This is a genomic window from Streptomyces sp. 351MFTsu5.1, assembly GCF_000383655.1.
Taxonomy (GTDB): Bacteria; Actinomycetota; Actinomycetes; order Streptomycetales; family Streptomycetaceae; genus Streptomyces; species Streptomyces griseorubiginosus.
Genome location: NZ_KB911786.1, coordinates 230,674 through 247,547, shown reverse-complemented (window position 1 = coordinate 247,547; position 16,874 = coordinate 230,674). Strand labels below are relative to the sequence as shown.

Below are 16,874 nucleotides of genomic sequence, written 5' to 3'. Positions count from 1 at the left end.
GTCATCTGCGACCTGACCGTGGCGGCCACCCCCGCTCCCCCTCCACCTTTGCAACAGCGCTCTCCAGCCCTGCCCCAACCGAAGGAGAACCCGGCCACCATGGGAAGACTCGACACCCTCGCTCGCGCAGAAGACGTGCACCTCCCGCACCGGGACCCGCGCCGCCCCGGCACGCCCTGGCGGATCCGTGTCGGGACGTTCGCCGCCACCGCGGCCATGGTCTCGGCCGGCATCGTGCTCGGGGCCGGTCCGGCGTCCGCGGCGCCGGCCGCGGTCAGGCTGACGTCCGCGTCCTGTCCCGCCGAGATCGTGCAGGGCCAGACGAGCGGCTGTGTCACGGAGTTGCAGAACCTGCTCAACACGCACGGCGCCGGTCTCCAGGTGGACGGACAGTTCGGATCCGCCACGCTCTACGCGGTCCGCGAGTACCAGGCCGCCACCGCGATCGCCGTGGACGGGCGGGTGGGCCCCGCGACCAAGAGCAAGCTGTACGCGACCGGCGGCTCGGCGCCCGCCCCCATCAACCTCAACTCCTCCTCCTGCCCGGCGAACCTCGTGCAGGGCGCCAAGAGCGGATGCGTCACCGAGCTCCAGCGGCTGCTCATCCACCACGGCTACTCGATCGACGTGGACGGGGACTTCGGCTCCGGCACCGCGAGTGCCGTGCGCAGCTTCCAGTCCGACCACGGCCTCACGGTCGACGGGCAGGTCGGCACCAACACCAAGCGGGAGCTGTACGACACCGACGAGTCGCCGTCGACGGGCCTGGACCTGAGGTCGGCGTCCTGCCCCGCGAACATCGTGGAGGGGCAGAGCGGCGGTTGCGTCGCCACCTTGCAGTCCCTGCTGAACGGCAAGGGGCGCAGCGTCGACGTCGACGGCAGCTTCGGTCCGCAGACGCTGGCGGCCGTCAAGGCGTTCCAGTCCGCGAGCGGTCTGTCCGCCGACGGTGAGGTCGGCCCGAACACCAAGGCCGCGCTGTACTCGAACATCGGTGGTGGTGGCGGCAGTGGCGCCCCCGCGCCGGTCAACCTGAACTCCTCGTCCTGCCCGAGCGAGATCGTGCAGGGGCAACGCAGCGGCTGTGTCACGGAGTTGCAGAGCCTGCTCAACCACCATGGCGCCGATCTCGCCGTCGACGGCGACTTCGGCCCGCTCACGGGCAGCGCCGTGCGGGACTTCCAGTCCGAGAAGGGGCTGTCGGTCGACGGCAAGGTGGGGCCGAACACCAAGGCCGCCCTGTACGGCGCGGTCACCCCGCCGTCGTCGCCCGCGCCCGGCGGCGGCTACGCCAAGATGCTCGACGTGGCGGCGGCCGAGGTCGGCACCGCCGAGGGCAGCGCCCGCGCCAACAGCTACGGCTCGGCCGTGGGACTCTCGCTGTCCACCAGCGGCTACGCCTGGTGCGCGACCTTCGTGAGCTGGGTGGCCAAGCAGACCGGAGCCACCTCCTACCGCAACACGTATGTCTCGGGCTGGGTCAAGCAGGCGCGGGCCGGCAACTACCACCTCTCCGTGACGAGCAACCCGCAGCCGGGCGACATCGTGGCCTTCGACTGGAACGGCGGGAACGACTTCACCGGCGGCCACGAGCACATCGGCATCGTGCGGTCCGTGTCCGGCTCGTCCTTCACCACCGTCGAGGGCAACACCAGCAACCCCAACGGCGGCGGCGACGGCGTGTACATCAAGTCCCGCTCCAGCAACAGCAGTTACGACGTCCTCTTCATCAGGGTCCGCTGATCCCCTGGGAACCCGGCCGGCCGTCAGACCTGAGTGTTCAGGCGACGGCCGGCTGTGTCGCGTGCGGCGACAGGGTTCGTCGGCAGGGGCGCAGCAGAGCGCAGAGCGGGTGCGCTACTCGGGGCGTGCTCCCGCGGAACGTCCCCGGACGACCGCGAACACCGCCGCCGCCAGCCCCAGCACGCCTACGACCAGTCCGGCGACGCCGATCCCCCGGGCCGTCGAGTCGCTGCGCGACGCGGACGGGGTCTCGCTCACCGCACTCTTCGCGGTCACCGGGACGGAGCCGCCCGTGTCGGCGTCCTTGGCGGTGAGCTTCAGGACCGGCGCCGGGTTCTCCGGCTCGTCGTCGCCGGAGGTGGCCTGCTCGATCCAGCGCACGGTCTTGCCGTCGGAGTAGGTCTGCAGGGTCTTGAAGGCGAGTTGCCCGGTGTCGTCGGGCAACTGCCCGAAAGCGACGTCGAAGTCCTCGAACTGCCCGGCGCCGATGCGGCCGCCGGTCCAGGTGATCTCGGAGACGGCTTCGGTGATGGTGCCGTCGTCGGTCTTGACCGGCTTCTTGAGCTTGGTCGTCGTCACCTTGGCGCTCCAGCCGTCCCGCGGGGAGACGAGCACGCCGAGGACGGGATGGTCGGTGGGCAGATAGACCTGCACCTTCGTGGTGCTCGCGGTGTCCTCCTCGTTGGGCACACGGAAGGTCAGGACGCCGTCGGTGGCGCCCTTGGCGTAGCTCTCGGGATGGACCGTGACGTGCGCGGAGGCGACGCCCGCGGCGGCCAGGACGCCGACAGCGGCCAGGGCGGTGGCGGCGCCCGCGCGGCGCAGAGTGGTACGTGCGGTGGACATGGCTGACTGGATCTCCGTACGTGCTGGAAGGGATTGTCCGCGGGTCAGACGGCGTACGACATCCCTGGCGGCGGTCCCCGCCGGTGCACGGCATGACGCAGCCGTACGGGTCGCGGCGACCATGCCTCCCCGACCGCGGGGCGAGCGATCCCGGGCGCGGTCGGCCTGCCCCGCCCGCCCCTGACCAGGCACCACCAGGCGGTGAGCCCGGGCATGCACGCGGCCGCCCACCGCAGCAGGGACCACACCGCGGCCTCGCCGCGCCTGAGCCACCAGGTCAGCAGGACGGCCGCGCACAGGTGGGCGGCGGTGGCATGCGGGGTGAGCGCGTGCCCGGTGAGCGTATGTTGCGGGGCCATCCGCATCCCGGCGTGCGCGGCCGTCGCGGCATGCGGCCGAACGGCGTCGAAGGCGAGATGCAACCCGCCCTGGGTCACCACCGTGGCGCCGCCGATGCCGAGGAACGACCGCTCCCGCCCACCCAGCGCGAAGCCCGAGACGAAGACGGGAGCACTCCCGGCCAGCTGGGTCCACACCGGCGGGGCCATCCCCGTGGCCAGGGCGTGCCCACCGGCCGCCAACAGCACGCAGAGCACGGCGAACACGGCCGCGCGCAGACTCCGCACACCGGCGGACGCCACAGCGCGGCGGGACGACGTGTCTCCCCGCTCACGCATGCTCATCACCACCTGCGGCCTACCGTGTTCGACCCGGCCCCCTCCTTACGGGGCCGACGTGCGCATCGTTCAGATCCTGCCCGGGGTGAGCCGCGTCGCATCGGCACCGGTGGGACTTGCTATGCAACGAGTTGCATAGCACGATCGTCGGCATGGCGCTCGAACACGCGATCCTGGTGTCGCTCCTGGAGAAGCCCGGTTCCGGCTATGAGCTGGCCCGGCGTTTCGAGCGGTCCATCGGCTACTTCTGGACCGCGACCCACCAGCAGATCTACCGCGTGCTCAAGCGCATGGAGAACGACGGCTGGGTCGCCGCCCGCGACGTCCCGCAGCACGGACGGCCGGACAAGAAGGAGTACTCCGTCGCCGACCTCGGCCGGGCCGCGCTGTCCTCGTGGCTGCACGATCCGATCGAGCCCGACAGCGTTCGCCACGACCTGGCGGTCAAGATCCGCGGCGCCGCCTTCGACGACCCCACCGCCCTGATCCAGGAGGTGGAGCGGCACCGGCAGGCCCACCGGGACCGGCTCGCGCACTACCTGGCCGGTGAGCAGCGCGACTTCACCGCGCCCGCGACGGAACCCGCACCGCCGGACACGCCGCTCGACGCGGAGACAGAGCTCCAGCACGTCGTCCTGCGCGGCGGCATCGCCTACGAGCGGATGATGATCGGCTGGCTCGACGACGTGCTCACCACGCTGGCCCGCTTCGGCCCGGCCGACCGTGCTCGCTGACGGCTCGCCTCCGCTGTTCCGTGCCGCCGGCACCCCTGGTCCACAGACTTCTCCCTTTGTCCGACGTCCTTCATCTCCCTAGGAGTCCACCCCATGGCCGACCAGCTCCTCTTCAACCCCCGCACGTACGACCCCGCGCACTTCGATGCCGAGACGCGCCGCCTGCTGCGGGCCACCGTCGACTGGTTCGAGGAGCGGGGCAAGCGGCAGCTGATCGAGGACTACCGCACGCGCGCGTGGCTCGGCGACTTCCTCGGGTTCGCCGCGAAGGAGAACCTGTTCGCCACCTTCCTGACCCCCTCCTCCGCCGCCGGCGAGGGCGAGGCGGACAAGCGGTGGGACACCGCCCGGATCGCCGCGCTCAACGAGATCCTCGGCTTCTACGGCCTGGACTACTGGTACGCCTGGCAGGTCACCATCCTCGGCCTCGGCCCCGTCTGGCAGAGCGAGAACGCGGCTGCCCGTGAGCGAGCCGCCCAACTCCTCGCCCAGGGTGAGGTGTTCGCGTTCGGCCTCTCCGAGAAGACGCACGGCGCCGACATCTACTCCACCGACATGCTGCTGGAGCCCGACGGCGACGGCGGCTTCCGCGCCACCGGCTCCAAGTACTACATAGGCAACGGCAATGCCGCGGGGCTCGTCTCCGTCTTCGGCCGCCGCACCGACGTCGAGGGCCCCGACGGCTACGTGTTCTTCGCCGCCGACAGCCGTCACCCGGCGTACCACCTGGTGAAGAACGTCGTCGACTCGTCCAAGTTCGTCAGCGAGTTCCACCTGGAGGACTACCCCGTACGGGCGGAGGACGTCCTGCACACCGGCCGGGCCGCCTTCGACGCCGCGCTCAACACCGTCAACGTCGGCAAGTTCAACCTGTGCACGGCCTCGATCGGCATCTGCGAACACGCGATGTACGAGGCGGTCACCCACGCCCACAACCGCGTGCTGTACGGCCGTCCCGTCACCGCGTTCCCGCATGTGCGGCGTGAGTTGACCGACGCCTACGTCAGGCTCGTCGGGATGAAGCTGTTCAGCGACCGTGCCGTGGACTACTTCCGCAGCGCAGGACCGGAGGACCGCCGGTATCTGCTCTTCAACCCGATGACGAAGATGAAGGTGACCACGGAGGGCGAGAAGGTCATCGACCTGATGTGGGACGTCATCGCCGCCAAGGGCTTCGAGAAGGACAACTACTTCGCCCAGGCCGCGGTGGAGATCCGCGGTCTGCCGAAGCTGGAGGGCACGGTCCACGTCAACCTGGCGCTGATCCTGAAGTTCATGCGCAGCCACCTGCTCGCCCCTGCGTCCTACCCCGACGTGCCGACCCGTCTCGACGCCGCCGACGACTCCTTCCTGTTCCGGCAGGGGCCGGCTCGTGGTCTGGGCTCGGTGCGCTTCCACGACTGGCGGCCCGCCTTCGAGGCGTACGCACACCTGCCGAACGTGGCCCGGCTGCGCGAACAGGCCGACGCGCTCTGCGAGTTCGTCACCACCGCGGCCCCCGACGAGGAGCAGAGCCGCGACCTCGACCTCCTCCTCGCCGTCGGTCAGCTCTTCGCGCTGGTGGTCCACGCCCAGCTCGTCCTGGAACAGGCCCGCCTCACCGGTCTCGACGAAGACGTGCTCGACGAACTCTTCGCCGTCCTCGTCAGGGACTTCTCCTCCCACGCCGTCGAACTGCATGGCAAGGACTCGGCGACCCCGCAGCAGCAGGAGTGGGCGCTGGCCGCGGTCCGGCGTCCGGTCGTGGCCCCCGAACGCACCGAGCGGGTCTGGCAGCGGGTGGAGGCGCTGTCCGGCGCGTACGAGATGGCGGAGTAGGACCGCCTCAGCCGTACCGCTGATCGGTCGGACGGCGGAGCCCTGTCGCTCGCCGCCGACCGATCGCCCCTCGCTGACTCCGACGTGGGTGTCCGCCGCAGGACGACCTACGCGTGGGCCCCGTCCGGCGGGAGTTCGGTGTGGAGGCGGATCGTGGTGCCGGACTTCGGGGTGGAGCGGATCTCGACCAGGTCGCACAGCTGGTGTACGAGCCACAGTCCCCGTCCGCCCATCTGGGTGTGGGGCGGCTTGGAGCGGCCCACCAGGGGGTCGCTGATGTAGCCGGCGTCCCGGAACTCGCACACCAGACGGCGGCTCTCGGTCCAGGTGCGCAGGACGCCCTGGCCGCCGCCGTGACGGATGCTGTTCGCGGCCACCTCGGTGGCGGCCAGGTGGAGTTCGCGCAGCCGCTGGCCGTGCAGGCCCAACTGCTCGGCGCAGGCGGTGATCTTGTCCCGGAGTGCGGGAAGATCACCGGTCGAGTAGGCGAACTCGTCGTAGGGATCGCACGGATGGGTCAGCGAGACGAAGTCGAACGGCGCCTGCGGGTCGAAGTCGGAGGAGAGTGTGGTGCGGCCGTCCGCGCGGATCTCCGGGTGACAGCGCGCCATCTGCTCGACGGCCGCCTGCTCACCGGCCAGGTCGTACGGGCACAGCAGCCACCAGGCCGGGCCGTCGGCGAAGGCCCTGTTCAGCAGCCACTCGTGGTAGCGCAGCTCCTCCACCTCGGAGGGAGAGCGGGCTTCCGCCCAGGGCGACTCGCCGATGCCGCGGACCAGCCGCCCCTGCGCGGTGTACTCCCTGATCCATTCCTGCCAGGCTCCGATGAGCCGCCCCGGGTGGTGCGCCAGCGGGCTGGTGTCGACGTACTGCACCGCACCGTCGTCGGGGACCTCGGCGCGCAGCAGGGTGGCCTTGCTCTCCGGGACGGCCACCACCACGGCCTCGCCGCCGTCCAGCGCCTCCTGGATGAAGCCCACGGTGCCCTCGAGGAACTCCTCCCCGGAACGGTAGGGGTACAGCTCGTGGCGATATCCCTCACCCGGGGACGGAGTGCGGGTACGGGGAGGGGAGGAGCTCACGGCGTCATCACCACCGGAATCGAAGGGTCTGCGAAGCCGGTCAGCTCCCAGGCCAGGCGTACGGTCTCGTTCGTCCCCTCCAGCACCACCTTGCGGTCCGGCAGGCAGCGGGCCGCGTCGGCGAGTGAACTCATGCCGGCGGCGTCGAGGAAGTCCAGGCCGTGGCAGAGCAGGCGTACCGTCACCGCCTGGGACAGCAGGGTGCGAAGGACGGCGCCGAAAGCGTGGGCGCCCTCGGCGTCGACGACCCCGGTCAGGGTCCAGCCGTCCTTGCCGGTCCGGTAGACCTGGAAGGCGGGTGACGCCGGACGGCCGCCCAGGTGCTGCGGGTGCACGCATGTCGCCCGCTCGGGCGCCGGCGCACTCTCCTGACCGCACTGATAGGCGCAGACCACCAGAGCACCGCTGTCCGCGGCGAACTCCTCCAGGTCGAGCTCGCTGCGCAGCAGTTGCTCGGCGTCGACCGGGGGTCCGTCGCACGTCACGTGGTGGAGGACACGCAACGATCGGTATCCCTCACGCTCCGCGCTCGCGGCCTCGCGCCGCACCGCGGAGATCAGGGAGCCGTTCAGCCGGGCCGGGTCGAGCACGACCGGGGCGAAGGCCGCGGTGGTGCGGGTGAGCGGTCCGACGATCAGTACCTTGTCGCCGAAGAGTTCACCGTCCGAGACGAAGGCCCTGCTGCGGTCCCACACGTCGTCCGCGGGATCCAGCAGGTGCAGGACGTGGTCGCCGGAGCCGACCTCGTCGAGTGCCGCCAGCGTGCGCGTCGCTCGCACCACAACCTCCCCTCACCTCATGTTCACCCTACTCAACGGCACGTCTTCCCTCCTGCCCGGACCAGCCGGTGACACACCTGACGGAGCCGGGGTGGTTCATGGCCCGTGCACCGGTTTAAAGTACGCGGAGAGTTCTCCGCATGAAGCAGTGGAGAAATCTCCCCTTATTGACGTGAGGTCCCGTGGTCCGTTCAGACGCCCGCGAGAACCGGGCTCGCATCCTCGCCGCCGCCCGGGAGGCGTTCACCGAGGACGGCAGCGCCTCGATGAACCAGATCGCCCAGCGGGCAGGCGTCGGCGCGGGCACCCTGTACCGCAACTTCCCGACCCGCGAGGCACTCGTCCTGGCCGTCTACGAGGACGAGGTTGCGCGCATCGTCGCCACCGTCCCCGACCTGCTGGCCGAGCATCCGCCCCTCGAAGCGCTCCGCCGCTGGACCACCGACCTGGTCGAGGCGATGCGCAAGAAGCACGGCCTCGGCGACGCCCTGAGCCCCGGAGCACAGCAGGCGATCAACGAGCAGAGCTACGGCCCCGTCGTCGCCGCGATCACGCAGCTCCTGGACGCCGGCAAGAAGGACGGGAGCATCCGCACGGACGCCGACGCCGGCGACTTCCTCCAGCTCACCGGAGCTCTCTGGCGGGCTCCGTCCACCCCTGAGGACCGGGCGCCCCGGATGCTGGCGCTCATCCTCGACGGGCTGGGCGGCCCGCACCGATAGCCGCGCGACGGCCCCACGCTCAGCCGGCGAGGCACTGCGCGAGCGGAGGCACCTCCCGCTCCCAGCCTGCGAGGCGCTGTCCGAGCCGGAGCACATCCCGCTACCAGCCAGCGACGCGCCACCCGAGCCAAAGCAACCGCGCGGAGAACACCCCCTGGGGACCGAACTCGAAGGGGCCGCCCAGGGCGTCATCCACCGCCGAGCCGACGACGGCACCCGCGGCCCGCTGAAACCGGTTCATCCGCTCCACCCGCGCAGGCTACCCATGCCGCCCCCACGCACGCGGGCCACTTCCCTCACCGCGCGCATGTCCCGTTCTTCACCGCGCGCCTACCCCTTCTCCTCCGCGCGCCAGCCCCCTCTTCCGCCACGCAGCGAACCCTTCCGGCCAGATGGGTGATGTTTGCCTGCAATACGCACACAGAACACCTTCAAGGGAACGCCCACCGCGTTTTGTCCCTCCTTCTGTGCATAGGAACCTTGCACGGCCAGGAAAGTCAGGGACTGACATGGGTTTGACCAGTCGAACGACCGTCTACACGCTGGTGGTGTTGGCCGCCCTGTGTGTCGGGTTGCTGGTCTGGTTGTGGCCTCGCTTCGCGAAACCGGGGCTGTGGCATGTACTGGGGCGGCTCGGAGCCATCGGCGTGACGCAGCTCATGATCGTCGCGGCGTTCGCCTGCGGGGTGAACTCCTCGTACCAGTTCTTCGGCTCCTGGAACGAACTGTTCGGCAACGGCGACACCGCCCCCGTCGGCGTGACGCAGGCGATGGGGGACGGTGACAACTCGATCACCGGCATCAGCGACGTCCACGGCACGCTCGTGCAGCCCTTCCACGACTCGCAGCTCAGCCAGGTCAGCGGGCTCCCTGACGGGCCGCCCGCGGTCACCGGACGGGTCGAGTCGGTCAAGATCATCGGGCGTCGCACCGGCGTCGTCGATCCCGCGTTCGTGTATCTGCCGCCGCAGTACTTCCAGCCGGCGTACCACCGCATGCGCTTCCCGGTCGTCGTCGCGCTCAGCGGCTATCCGGGCAGCATCTTCAACCTCGCGCAGCATCTGCGTGTCTCGCAGACCGCCGGGGAACTCCAGCACCAGGGCAGGATGCAGCCGACGATCATGGTGATGATCCGGCCCACGATCGCCCCGCCGCGCGACACCGAGTGCGTAAACGTCCCCGGCGGCCCGCAGACCGAGACGTTCCTCGCCAAGGACCTGCCGCAGGCGATCAGGTCCGCCTACCGGGCCGGCCACTACGCCAGTTCCTGGGGCGTCATGGGCTACTCCTCGGGCGGCAGCTGCGCCCTCCAGCTCACCATGCGCAATCCCGGGATGTACACCACGGCCGCGGCCCTCTCCCCGGACTACCGGGTCAAGGACGACCCCACGACCGGGAACCTCTTCGGCTCCGGCCCGGGTCGGCAGGCCCGCATCGACGGCCACGACCTGATGTGGCGTCTGAAGCACCTGCCCGCTCCCCAGGTCTCGGTCCTGGTCGCCAACAGCAAGCACGGCGAGAAGGGCTACCCGCAGACCCAGGCCTTCATCAAGGCGGTCAAGGCACCGATGCGGGTCGTGTCCATACTGCCCGAGAGCGGCAGCCACAACTTCCCCACCTGGGTGCGGGAGATGCCGGCCGCGCTGACCTGGATGAACGACCAACTCACCTTCCCGCAGGACGTCGTACCCCGGGTCCACCCCAAGAGGACGACCGAGGCCGACGGCACGCCCAAGCCGAGTCCCGGGTCGAAGCACGACCCGCTGCGTGCCGAGGGCACCGAGCCACGGGAGCCCGCCGCGTCATCGCGTCCGGCCCACTGAGCGGGCCACACGCGACGCCGGTCAACGGCATTGGCCTGTAGTAGCGGTACGGGAACCCCCCGAAGCCTTGACGGCTGCGGGGGGTGACCCTACGGTCCCTACACACCACACGATCGGTCCGCCGCCCGAAACATTCGTACCTGAGGGAGCGCTCCCACACCCCCCGACCGAGCCGCCACGCGTCACACAGCGCTCTCCTCTCCCCCCACGCGCCCCCTGCCCGCTCGACAACCCCTGCTTCGACCCCCCTGCCGGGGCGCCGTTCCACGACAACGCCACGAAACTTTCGCCCACTGGCGGGAGGGCCGTCGCACCAGCGAGGCGCGGACGAGAACGCACCCGTCAGAGCCGAGTCAGCAGGAGGAGCAATGTCGTTGCACCGGAACGGTTCCGGCAGCACAGGGCCGCAGTCCCCCAGTCGCCGGGCGGTCCTGGCGACCATGAGCGCTCTCCCGGTCCTCGCCGCGACCACGACCCCGGCCGTGGGAGCACCACGGACCCCGTCCCTCGCGGCAGCCACCGTGACCGTCGACCCGTCGGCGACCCGGCAGACGATCCGGGGATTCGGCGGCATGAACCACCCGCTGTGGATCGGCGACCTGACAGCCGCCCAGCGGGACACGGCCTTCGGCAACGGCGACGGACAGCTCGGGTTCTCCGTGCTGAGGATCTTCGTCTCCGAGGACCGCGCGAACTGGAGCCGCGAGGTCGCGACGGCGAAGCGGGCGGTCGAGCTGGGCGCCACCGTCTTCGCCTCACCCTGGAATCCCCCGGCGCAGATGGTCGAGACGTTCGTGCACGGCTCGCAGACCAATGCGAAGCGACTGCGCTCCTCCATGTACGGCGCCTACGCGCAGCACCTGAACGACTTCGTGACCTTCATGCGGAACAACGGCGTGAACCTGTACGCCATTTCGGTGCAGAACGAGCCCGACTACGCCCAGGACTGGACGTGGTGGACCCCGGCCGAGATGACCAGGTTCCTGCGGGAGAACGCCGGCTCGATCAGCACGAAGGTCATCGCGCCCGAGTCCTTCCAGTACGTCAAGAGCTTCTCGGACCCGATCCTCAACGATCCCGCGGCCCTCGCGAACATGGACATCCTCGGGGCGCACCTCTACGGCACCTCGTTCCAGAACTTCCCCTACCCCCTCTTCCAGCAGAAGGGGGCGGGCAAGGAGCTGTGGATGACCGAGGTCTACTACCCCAACAGCAGTGACTCGGCCGACCTCTGGCCGCAGGCCCTGGACGTCGGCGAACACGTGCACCGCGCCATGGTGGACGCCGAGTTCCAGGCGTACGTGTGGTGGTACATCCGGCGCGGGTACGGCCCCATGCGGGAGGACGGGCAGATCAGCAAGCGCGGTGCCGCCATGGCGCACTTCGCGAAGTACGTCCGCCCGGGGCACGTACGGATCGCGGTGACCGCGAACCCGCAGTCCAACGTCTACGTCTCGGCGTACAAGGGAACCGGCTCCCGCGTGGTCATCGTCGCCGTCAACAAGGGGACCTCGCAGGTGAGTCAGCAGTTCACCCTGCTCAACAACGCCTCGTCCGGCGTGTCGTCCTGGCTGACGGACGGGAGCAGGAACCTCGCGGCACAGAGCCGGATCACCGTGTCCAACGGGTCGTTCACCGCGCAGCTTCCCGCGCGGAGCCTGACGACGTTCGTGACCGGGTGAGGCATCCCCCGCGCACCCCGCCGCCCGGGCCCCGAAGGACCCGGGCGGCGGGTGCCGTTCTGCGTGTCAGGCTGAGACGTCAGGGCGTCAGGGCGTCAGGGCGTCAGGGCGTCAGCTGCCAGCGTGCGATGTACCCGACGTCGATGGACGCCAGGTCGCGCACCCGCAACTTCCACGTCCCGTTCAGAGGTTGGGCGGAGGCGTTGACCGTGAAGGTCTGGTCCACGTTGTCGGCGGAGCCGCCGCTGCGGTTGAGCAGGGAGTAGACGGTGCCGTTCGGGCCGACGAGGTCGACGGTCAGGTCACCGCGGTAGGTGTGGACGATGTTGACGTAGACCTTGGTGGTCGCGGAGGCGTTGCCGTCGCGGCCGGTGATGGTCACCGGGGACTCCACAGCGGGCCCGTTGTCGGGGATGTCCACGCGGGTGGTGTTGGCGTAGACGTAGGCGATCTGCCAGCTGAAGGTGTCCGTGGCGCTGGCCCCGGTGCCGTCGGTCACCGTGACGGTGACGTCGCTCGTGCCGAGGGTGGTCGGGGTGCCGCTGATCAGGCCGCCCGGGCTGACGGTCAGGCCCTCGGGCAGGCCGGTGACCTCGTACGTCAGCGGGGACCCGGTGTTGGTGGTGTAGGCGTCGAGTTGCAGGTTCACCACCTGGTTGACGCCGCTGACCTGGTCGGCGACCGGGGCGAGGTTGACCCCGAGGGCGATGCGGTTGCCCACGTTGATCGCGGCCCAGGAGTCGGCGACGGCGAGGTACGTCGGGCTGTACGCGCCGAACAGGTCGGCCGCGGCGGACAGGGTGGCGGTGCGGGCGCCCGCGTAGTCGGTCGTCGAGGTCATGTAGGTCGTCAGTGCGCGGTACCAGATCGCCGCGGCGTTCTCGATGCCGATGCCGGTGACGGGGCGGCCGTCGTAGGTCGGGCTGTTGTAGGAGACGCCGTTGACGGTCTTGGCTCCGCTGCCCTCGGAGAGCAGGTAGAAGAAGTGGTTCGCGGGACCGGAGGAGTAGTGGACGTCGACACCGCCCAGGGTGGAGCTCCAACTGTCGTACGAGGAGCCGTCCTTGGAGGGCTTGTCCATGTAACGCAGCGGCGTGCCGTTGCCGTTGATGTCGATCTTCTCGCCGACGAGGTAGTCACCGGGGTCGGCCGGGAGGTTCTCGTGGAACTCGACCGCGGCGGCGAAGATGTCGGAGGTCGCCTCGTTCAGGCCGCCGGACTCGCCCGAGTAGACCAGGCCCGCGGTGGCGGCGGTGACGCCGTGGCTCATCTCGTGGGCGGCCACGTCCAGCGCGGTCAGCGGGTGGGTGTTGCCCGAGCCGTCGCCGTAGGTCATGCAGAAGCAGGAGTCCTGCCAGAAGGCGTTGACGTAGTTGCTGCCGTAGTGGGCGCGGCTGTAGGCGGCGACACCGTCGTTGCGTATGCCGTTGCGGCCGTAGGCCTCCTTGTAGAAGTCCCACGTGGCGGCCGCGCCGAAGGCCACGTCGACACCCGCGGTCTGGCGGTTGGACGGCAGACCGTTGCCCCAGACATCGTTGTCGTCCGTGAACAGGGTGCCGGTGCCCGAGGTGCCCTGGTTCAGGTCGTACGTCTTGTGCCCGGCGCGGTCCGGGTCGGTGAGCTGGTACGTCGATCCGGACTGGGTGGTGCCGAGCGGGACCGTGCCGACGTACTGCCCGGTGCCCTCGCCGGTGTGCACCTTCTCGGCGGACAGGAGCTCCTTGCCGGTGCCGGCGTCGGTGACGACCTGGAGCTCGCTGGGCGTGCCGTCCGGCTGGACTCCCTCGACGACGGTCTCCCAGGCCAGCACCGGCTTGCCGCTGCCGGCCCAGACGACCAGGCGGGAGGCGTTCTCCACTTCGGCGCCGGTGACCTTGTCCTTCTTCGACGCGGCGAGGGCCTTGGCGGCGGCGCCGGAGGCCGCGATCCTCGGGCTGAACGAGGGCAGCGTCAGCCGCGCCGCGTTGGCCCGGGTGACGGTCGTACGTCCGGCGTCGTCGTGCACGACGAGGTCGCCGCCGAGGACGGGCAGCCCGGCGAGGGTGCGCTCGTAGCGGGTGTGCGTGGTGCCGTCGGCGTCCTTGGCGACGTCCTTGACGACCAGCTTCTCCTGGGCGCCGAGGCCGATGCGCCGGGCCGTACCGGCCGCCGCCGACTGCGCGCTCTTGATCAGGGCGGTGCGGCGGGTGGGGGTCAGAGCGGTCTGAGTGGCGCCGGCCCGGGGGGTGGCGGTGATCTTCGCGGGGGCCGGCTCCGCGGGGGCCGCGGTGGCCACGCCGGGGGCCGCCAGGGCGAGGAGGGAGCCTACGGCCGTGAGGGCGAGGCCGGTGGCGCGTCTGCGCCGCGTCAGGGCGCGGTGGTGCTGGGGCAACGGGACTCCTTCAGTACGACGTCCGGCCCCTGGTGGGGGCCGTTGAGGAGACGGACGGGCGAGGTACGCCGGTCCGGAGCGCTGCACGGCATGCGGGTGGAAGGAGGTGGGGGGTGGGAACACGCGACAGGGCCGCGTGGTGAACATGTGAGGGAGCTGTGAACGACGGGAGTAGAGTGACATCTTGACCAGGGCTTTGTCATGCAAGGATCAACTCAACGGCTTGAATTGACCTTGCAGGCCAGGCAAATCGGCACAGGCAGCACCGGTTTTCGGCCTAGCGGCAACCGTCCCGTCGGGACCTGCACCTGCCCGTCGACGGCTCGCAACTGCGCACAGTTTTGGTGAAGTCACGGTCAGAAGCGAAAACGGAGTGCTACACATCGGACGGACCTTCTTTGGTCAACTCCCTGTGAGCGCCGCCGCGTTGAGGAGAGTGTCGAACGCGAGGCGGAACTGAGCGGATAGGACGACCGTGTCGCACTCCCCCACTCCCGCGCGCCGAAGATTCGGTGCCCGCAACCTGCGGGTGGCCCAGAAACTCCAGGCCATCCTCCTGATTCCGGTGTTCGTCGCCCTGGCCCTCGGGGGCGTACGGGTCAAACGCACCGTCGACACCTGGCAGTCCGCCGAGGACGCCGTCCGCGTGGCGGAGCTGGTCCAGGCGGCCAACAAGTACGCCAGCGACGCCATCAACGAACGGGACGTCTCCGTCATCCCGTTGGTCAAGGGCGACCGGAACGCGGCGGCGGTCGTCAAGGCCCGGAGGATCACCGACGAGGACGCCGGGAAGTTCGACGCGGCGGTCGACCGCATGCCGAGGACAGCCGGCCTGGAGCGCCGGATCGCGCTCGTGCGCCAGGGCGAGAAGGAACTGCCGCTGGTACGGGCGAGCGCCTTCACCTCCCGGTCGACCGGTGTCCGGACCGAGGAGAGCTACCACGCGGTGCAGCACCCGCTGATGGAGATCTCCAACGAACTCGGCTTCGGCATCACCACCCAGGAGACCTACGGCCGCACCCTCTACGCCGTCTCGCTCACCCAGGCCGCCGAGTCGCTGATCCGCGCCATCGGCACCCACCTCCTGGTCCAGGACCGCAGCAAGCTCGCCAAGGGCGAACTCCAGTCCCAGCTCAGCTCGTTCAGCTCCTACGTCTACCTCGAACAGATCGGGCTCCAGGAGTACGCGGGGTTCGCCGGCACCGCCGACATGGCCCGCTTGCGTGCGGCGCTGGAGGGAGCCCGGAAGAAGGGACAGGAGCTGGTCTCGGAGGCACGGAGCCAGGCCGAGGCGGCCGGCCAGACCTTCGCGCCCCCTCCGGACCTGGAGAAGATGACCCGCGCGATCGCCTCCGGCGCGACCGCGGCGCAACTCGCCGAGCAGGGCATCACCCCGGAGACCTTCTTCGCGGCCTCCACCCTCAGCTTCGACGCCTACCGCAGCGTCGAGGTGTACCTGACCGACACCGCGCTGGCCAAGGCGCACAGCATCGCCGACGACGCCCGCAACGACGCGATCCTGAACGCCGCCCTCGTGCTCGCCGCCGTCCTCGCCGCCTTCCTCCTCGCAAACTCGGTCGCCCGCACCATGAGCACCAGCATGCGCCGGCTCAGTGCCTCCGCCCACGAGATCGCCGCCCAGCGGCTGCCCGCCCGGCTGACCCAGCTCACCCGTGCCGTTCCCGGCCGGGTGGAGCACGAGGTCGAACCGATCCCGATCACCACCACGGACGAGATCGGCGAGGTCGCCCGCGCCTTCGACCACGTGCACCGCGAGGCCGTACGGCTCGCCGCCGAACAGGCCCTGCTGCGCGCCAACATCAACACGATCTTCAGCAACCTGGCCCGCCGCAGCCAGTCCCTGATCGAGCGTCAGCTCTCCATGATCAGCGAGCTGGAGGGCCGGGAAGCCGATCCCGACCAGCTGGAGAACCTGTTCCAGCTCGACCACCTCGCCACCCGGGTCCGCCGCAACGGCGAGAACCTCCTGGTGCTCAGCGGCGAGGCCCCCGCCCGGCAGTGGGACCAGCCGCTGCCCCTGGTCGACGTCATCCGCGCCGCGGTCTCGGAGGTCGAACAGTACGAGCGCGTCCATTTCGCCGGTGTCCCGGAGACCGAGATCGACGGGCGGGCCGTGAACGACCTGGTGCACCTGCTCGCCGAACTCCTGGAGAACGCCACCACCTTCTCCTCGCCGCACGTGCCCGTGCATGTCACCGCCGCACGGCTGCCGGACGGCAGGATCATGCTCGAGATCCACGACAAGGGAATCGGGATGCCCCCCGAGGAGCTGGCCGAGCTCAACCGGAATCTCGCCGACCCGCCCACCGTGGACGCCTCGATCTCCCAGCGCATGGGACTGTTCGTGGTGGGCCGGCTGGCCGACCGGCACGGAATCCGCGCCCAGTTGCGACCCGCCGACCGAGGTCGGGGCACGACGACCCTGGTGATGCTGCCCGACACGATCACCCACCGAGCGGCGACCGCGGAACCCGACGCCGACACCATGGCGCTGGTCGCGTTCGTGGACAGCCGCTTCACCGACGCCACCACCTGGACCGACGAACCGATCTGAGCAAGTGGCCGTCCGAGTCATC

Annotated in this window: 12 protein-coding genes and 1 pseudogene; 7 read left to right on the top strand and 6 right to left on the bottom strand. The window is 70.1% G+C overall.

What is annotated here, in order from left to right; translation table 11 throughout:
• The first annotated feature begins 99 nt into the window (after positions 1-99).
• Positions 100-1,743, top strand: coding sequence for a peptidoglycan-binding protein (locus tag H295_RS0126610; RefSeq protein WP_020138403.1), 1,644 nt, complete (start codon positions 100-102; stop codon positions 1,741-1,743).
• 114 nt (positions 1,744-1,857) lie between these two features.
• Here H295_RS0126610 and H295_RS0126605 read toward each other — a convergent pair whose 3' ends face one another.
• Together H295_RS0126605 and H295_RS0126600 are read right to left on the bottom strand one after the other, a co-directional pair.
• The gene (locus H295_RS0126605; RefSeq protein ID WP_020138402.1) at positions 1,858-2,589 is read right to left on the bottom strand and encodes a YcnI family protein; all 732 of its coding nucleotides are present in this window, start codon (positions 2,587-2,589) and stop codon (positions 1,858-1,860) included.
• 44 nt (positions 2,590-2,633) lie between these two features.
• Positions 2,634-3,266 (bottom strand): hypothetical protein, encoded by a 633-nt coding sequence (locus H295_RS0126600; protein ID WP_234021681.1) that lies wholly within the window; start codon positions 3,264-3,266, stop codon positions 2,634-2,636.
• A 152-nt stretch (positions 3,267-3,418) separates the two neighbouring features.
• On the opposite strand from H295_RS0126600, the gene H295_RS0126595 reads away from it, so the two are divergent.
• Together H295_RS0126595 and H295_RS0126590 are read left to right on the top strand one after the other, a co-directional pair.
• Positions 3,419-4,000, top strand: a complete 582-nt coding sequence (locus H295_RS0126595) for a PadR family transcriptional regulator (protein WP_020138400.1) — start codon at positions 3,419-3,421, stop codon at positions 3,998-4,000.
• 93 nt (positions 4,001-4,093) lie between these two features.
• On the top strand, positions 4,094-5,818 hold the full coding sequence (locus H295_RS0126590) for an acyl-CoA dehydrogenase family protein (RefSeq protein WP_020138399.1): 1,725 nt from the start codon (positions 4,094-4,096) through the stop codon (positions 5,816-5,818).
• Positions 5,819-5,925: 107 nt separating this feature from the next.
• Here the strand turns inward: H295_RS0126590 and H295_RS0126585 are convergent, their stop codons facing one another.
• Complete coding sequence (locus H295_RS0126585) at positions 5,926-6,900, bottom strand: sensor histidine kinase (RefSeq protein ID WP_020138398.1); 975 nt, start codon at positions 6,898-6,900, stop codon at positions 5,926-5,928.
• Positions 6,897-7,679, bottom strand: coding sequence for an MEDS domain-containing protein (locus H295_RS48025; protein ID WP_028809773.1), 783 nt, complete (start codon positions 7,677-7,679; stop codon positions 6,897-6,899). Before H295_RS48025 ends, H295_RS0126585 begins: the two co-directional genes overlap by 4 nt.
• A 182-nt stretch (positions 7,680-7,861) precedes the next feature.
• Here H295_RS48025 and H295_RS0126575 point away from each other — a divergent pair, with 182 nt between their 5' ends.
• On the top strand, positions 7,862-8,401 hold the full coding sequence (locus H295_RS0126575; protein WP_020138396.1) for a TetR/AcrR family transcriptional regulator: 540 nt from the start codon (positions 7,862-7,864) through the stop codon (positions 8,399-8,401).
• A gap of 136 nt (positions 8,402-8,537) precedes the next feature.
• On the opposite strand, the pseudogene H295_RS48020 reads toward H295_RS0126575, so the two are convergent.
• Positions 8,538-8,642: pseudogene (locus H295_RS48020) on the bottom strand (ADP-ribosylglycohydrolase family protein); the annotation flags it as partial.
• 268 nt (positions 8,643-8,910) lie between these two features.
• Between H295_RS48020 and H295_RS0126565 the strand changes: the two are divergent.
• Positions 8,911-10,224 carry an alpha/beta hydrolase gene (locus tag H295_RS0126565; RefSeq protein WP_020138394.1) on the top strand — a complete coding sequence of 438 codons (1,314 nt, stop codon included), beginning with the start codon at positions 8,911-8,913 and terminating at the stop codon, positions 10,222-10,224.
• A gap of 368 nt (positions 10,225-10,592) precedes the next feature.
• Complete coding sequence (locus H295_RS0126560) at positions 10,593-11,906, top strand: glycoside hydrolase family 30 beta sandwich domain-containing protein (protein ID WP_020138393.1); 1,314 nt, start codon at positions 10,593-10,595, stop codon at positions 11,904-11,906.
• Between the two features lie 103 nt (positions 11,907-12,009).
• Here H295_RS0126560 and H295_RS0126555 read toward each other — a convergent pair whose 3' ends face one another.
• Positions 12,010-14,277 (bottom strand): M4 family metallopeptidase, encoded by a 2,268-nt coding sequence (locus H295_RS0126555; protein ID WP_020138392.1) that lies wholly within the window; start codon positions 14,275-14,277, stop codon positions 12,010-12,012.
• A gap of 529 nt (positions 14,278-14,806) precedes the next feature.
• Between H295_RS0126555 and H295_RS0126550 the strand changes: the two genes are divergently transcribed.
• Positions 14,807-16,852 carry a nitrate- and nitrite sensing domain-containing protein gene (locus H295_RS0126550; RefSeq protein ID WP_020138391.1) on the top strand — a complete coding sequence of 682 codons (2,046 nt, stop codon included), beginning with the start codon at positions 14,807-14,809 and terminating at the stop codon, positions 16,850-16,852.
• The last annotated feature ends 22 nt before the right edge of the window (positions 16,853-16,874 follow it).

Coding starts and splice junctions, on each gene's coding strand:
- H295_RS0126605 (WP_020138402.1), bottom strand. CDS start 2,589: ATGTCCACCGCACGTACCACTCTGCGCCGCGCGGGCGCCGCCACCGCC.
- H295_RS0126600 (WP_234021681.1), bottom strand. CDS start 3,266: ATGCGTGAGCGGGGAGACACGTCGTCCCGCCGCGCTGTGGCGTCCGCC.
- H295_RS0126610 (WP_020138403.1), top strand. CDS start 100: ATGGGAAGACTCGACACCCTCGCTCGCGCAGAAGACGTGCACCTCCCG.
- H295_RS0126595 (WP_020138400.1), top strand. CDS start 3,419: ATGGCGCTCGAACACGCGATCCTGGTGTCGCTCCTGGAGAAGCCCGGT.
- H295_RS0126590 (WP_020138399.1), top strand. CDS start 4,094: ATGGCCGACCAGCTCCTCTTCAACCCCCGCACGTACGACCCCGCGCAC.
- H295_RS0126560 (WP_020138393.1), top strand. CDS start 10,593: ATGTCGTTGCACCGGAACGGTTCCGGCAGCACAGGGCCGCAGTCCCCC.
- H295_RS0126565 (WP_020138394.1), top strand. CDS start 8,911: ATGGGTTTGACCAGTCGAACGACCGTCTACACGCTGGTGGTGTTGGCC.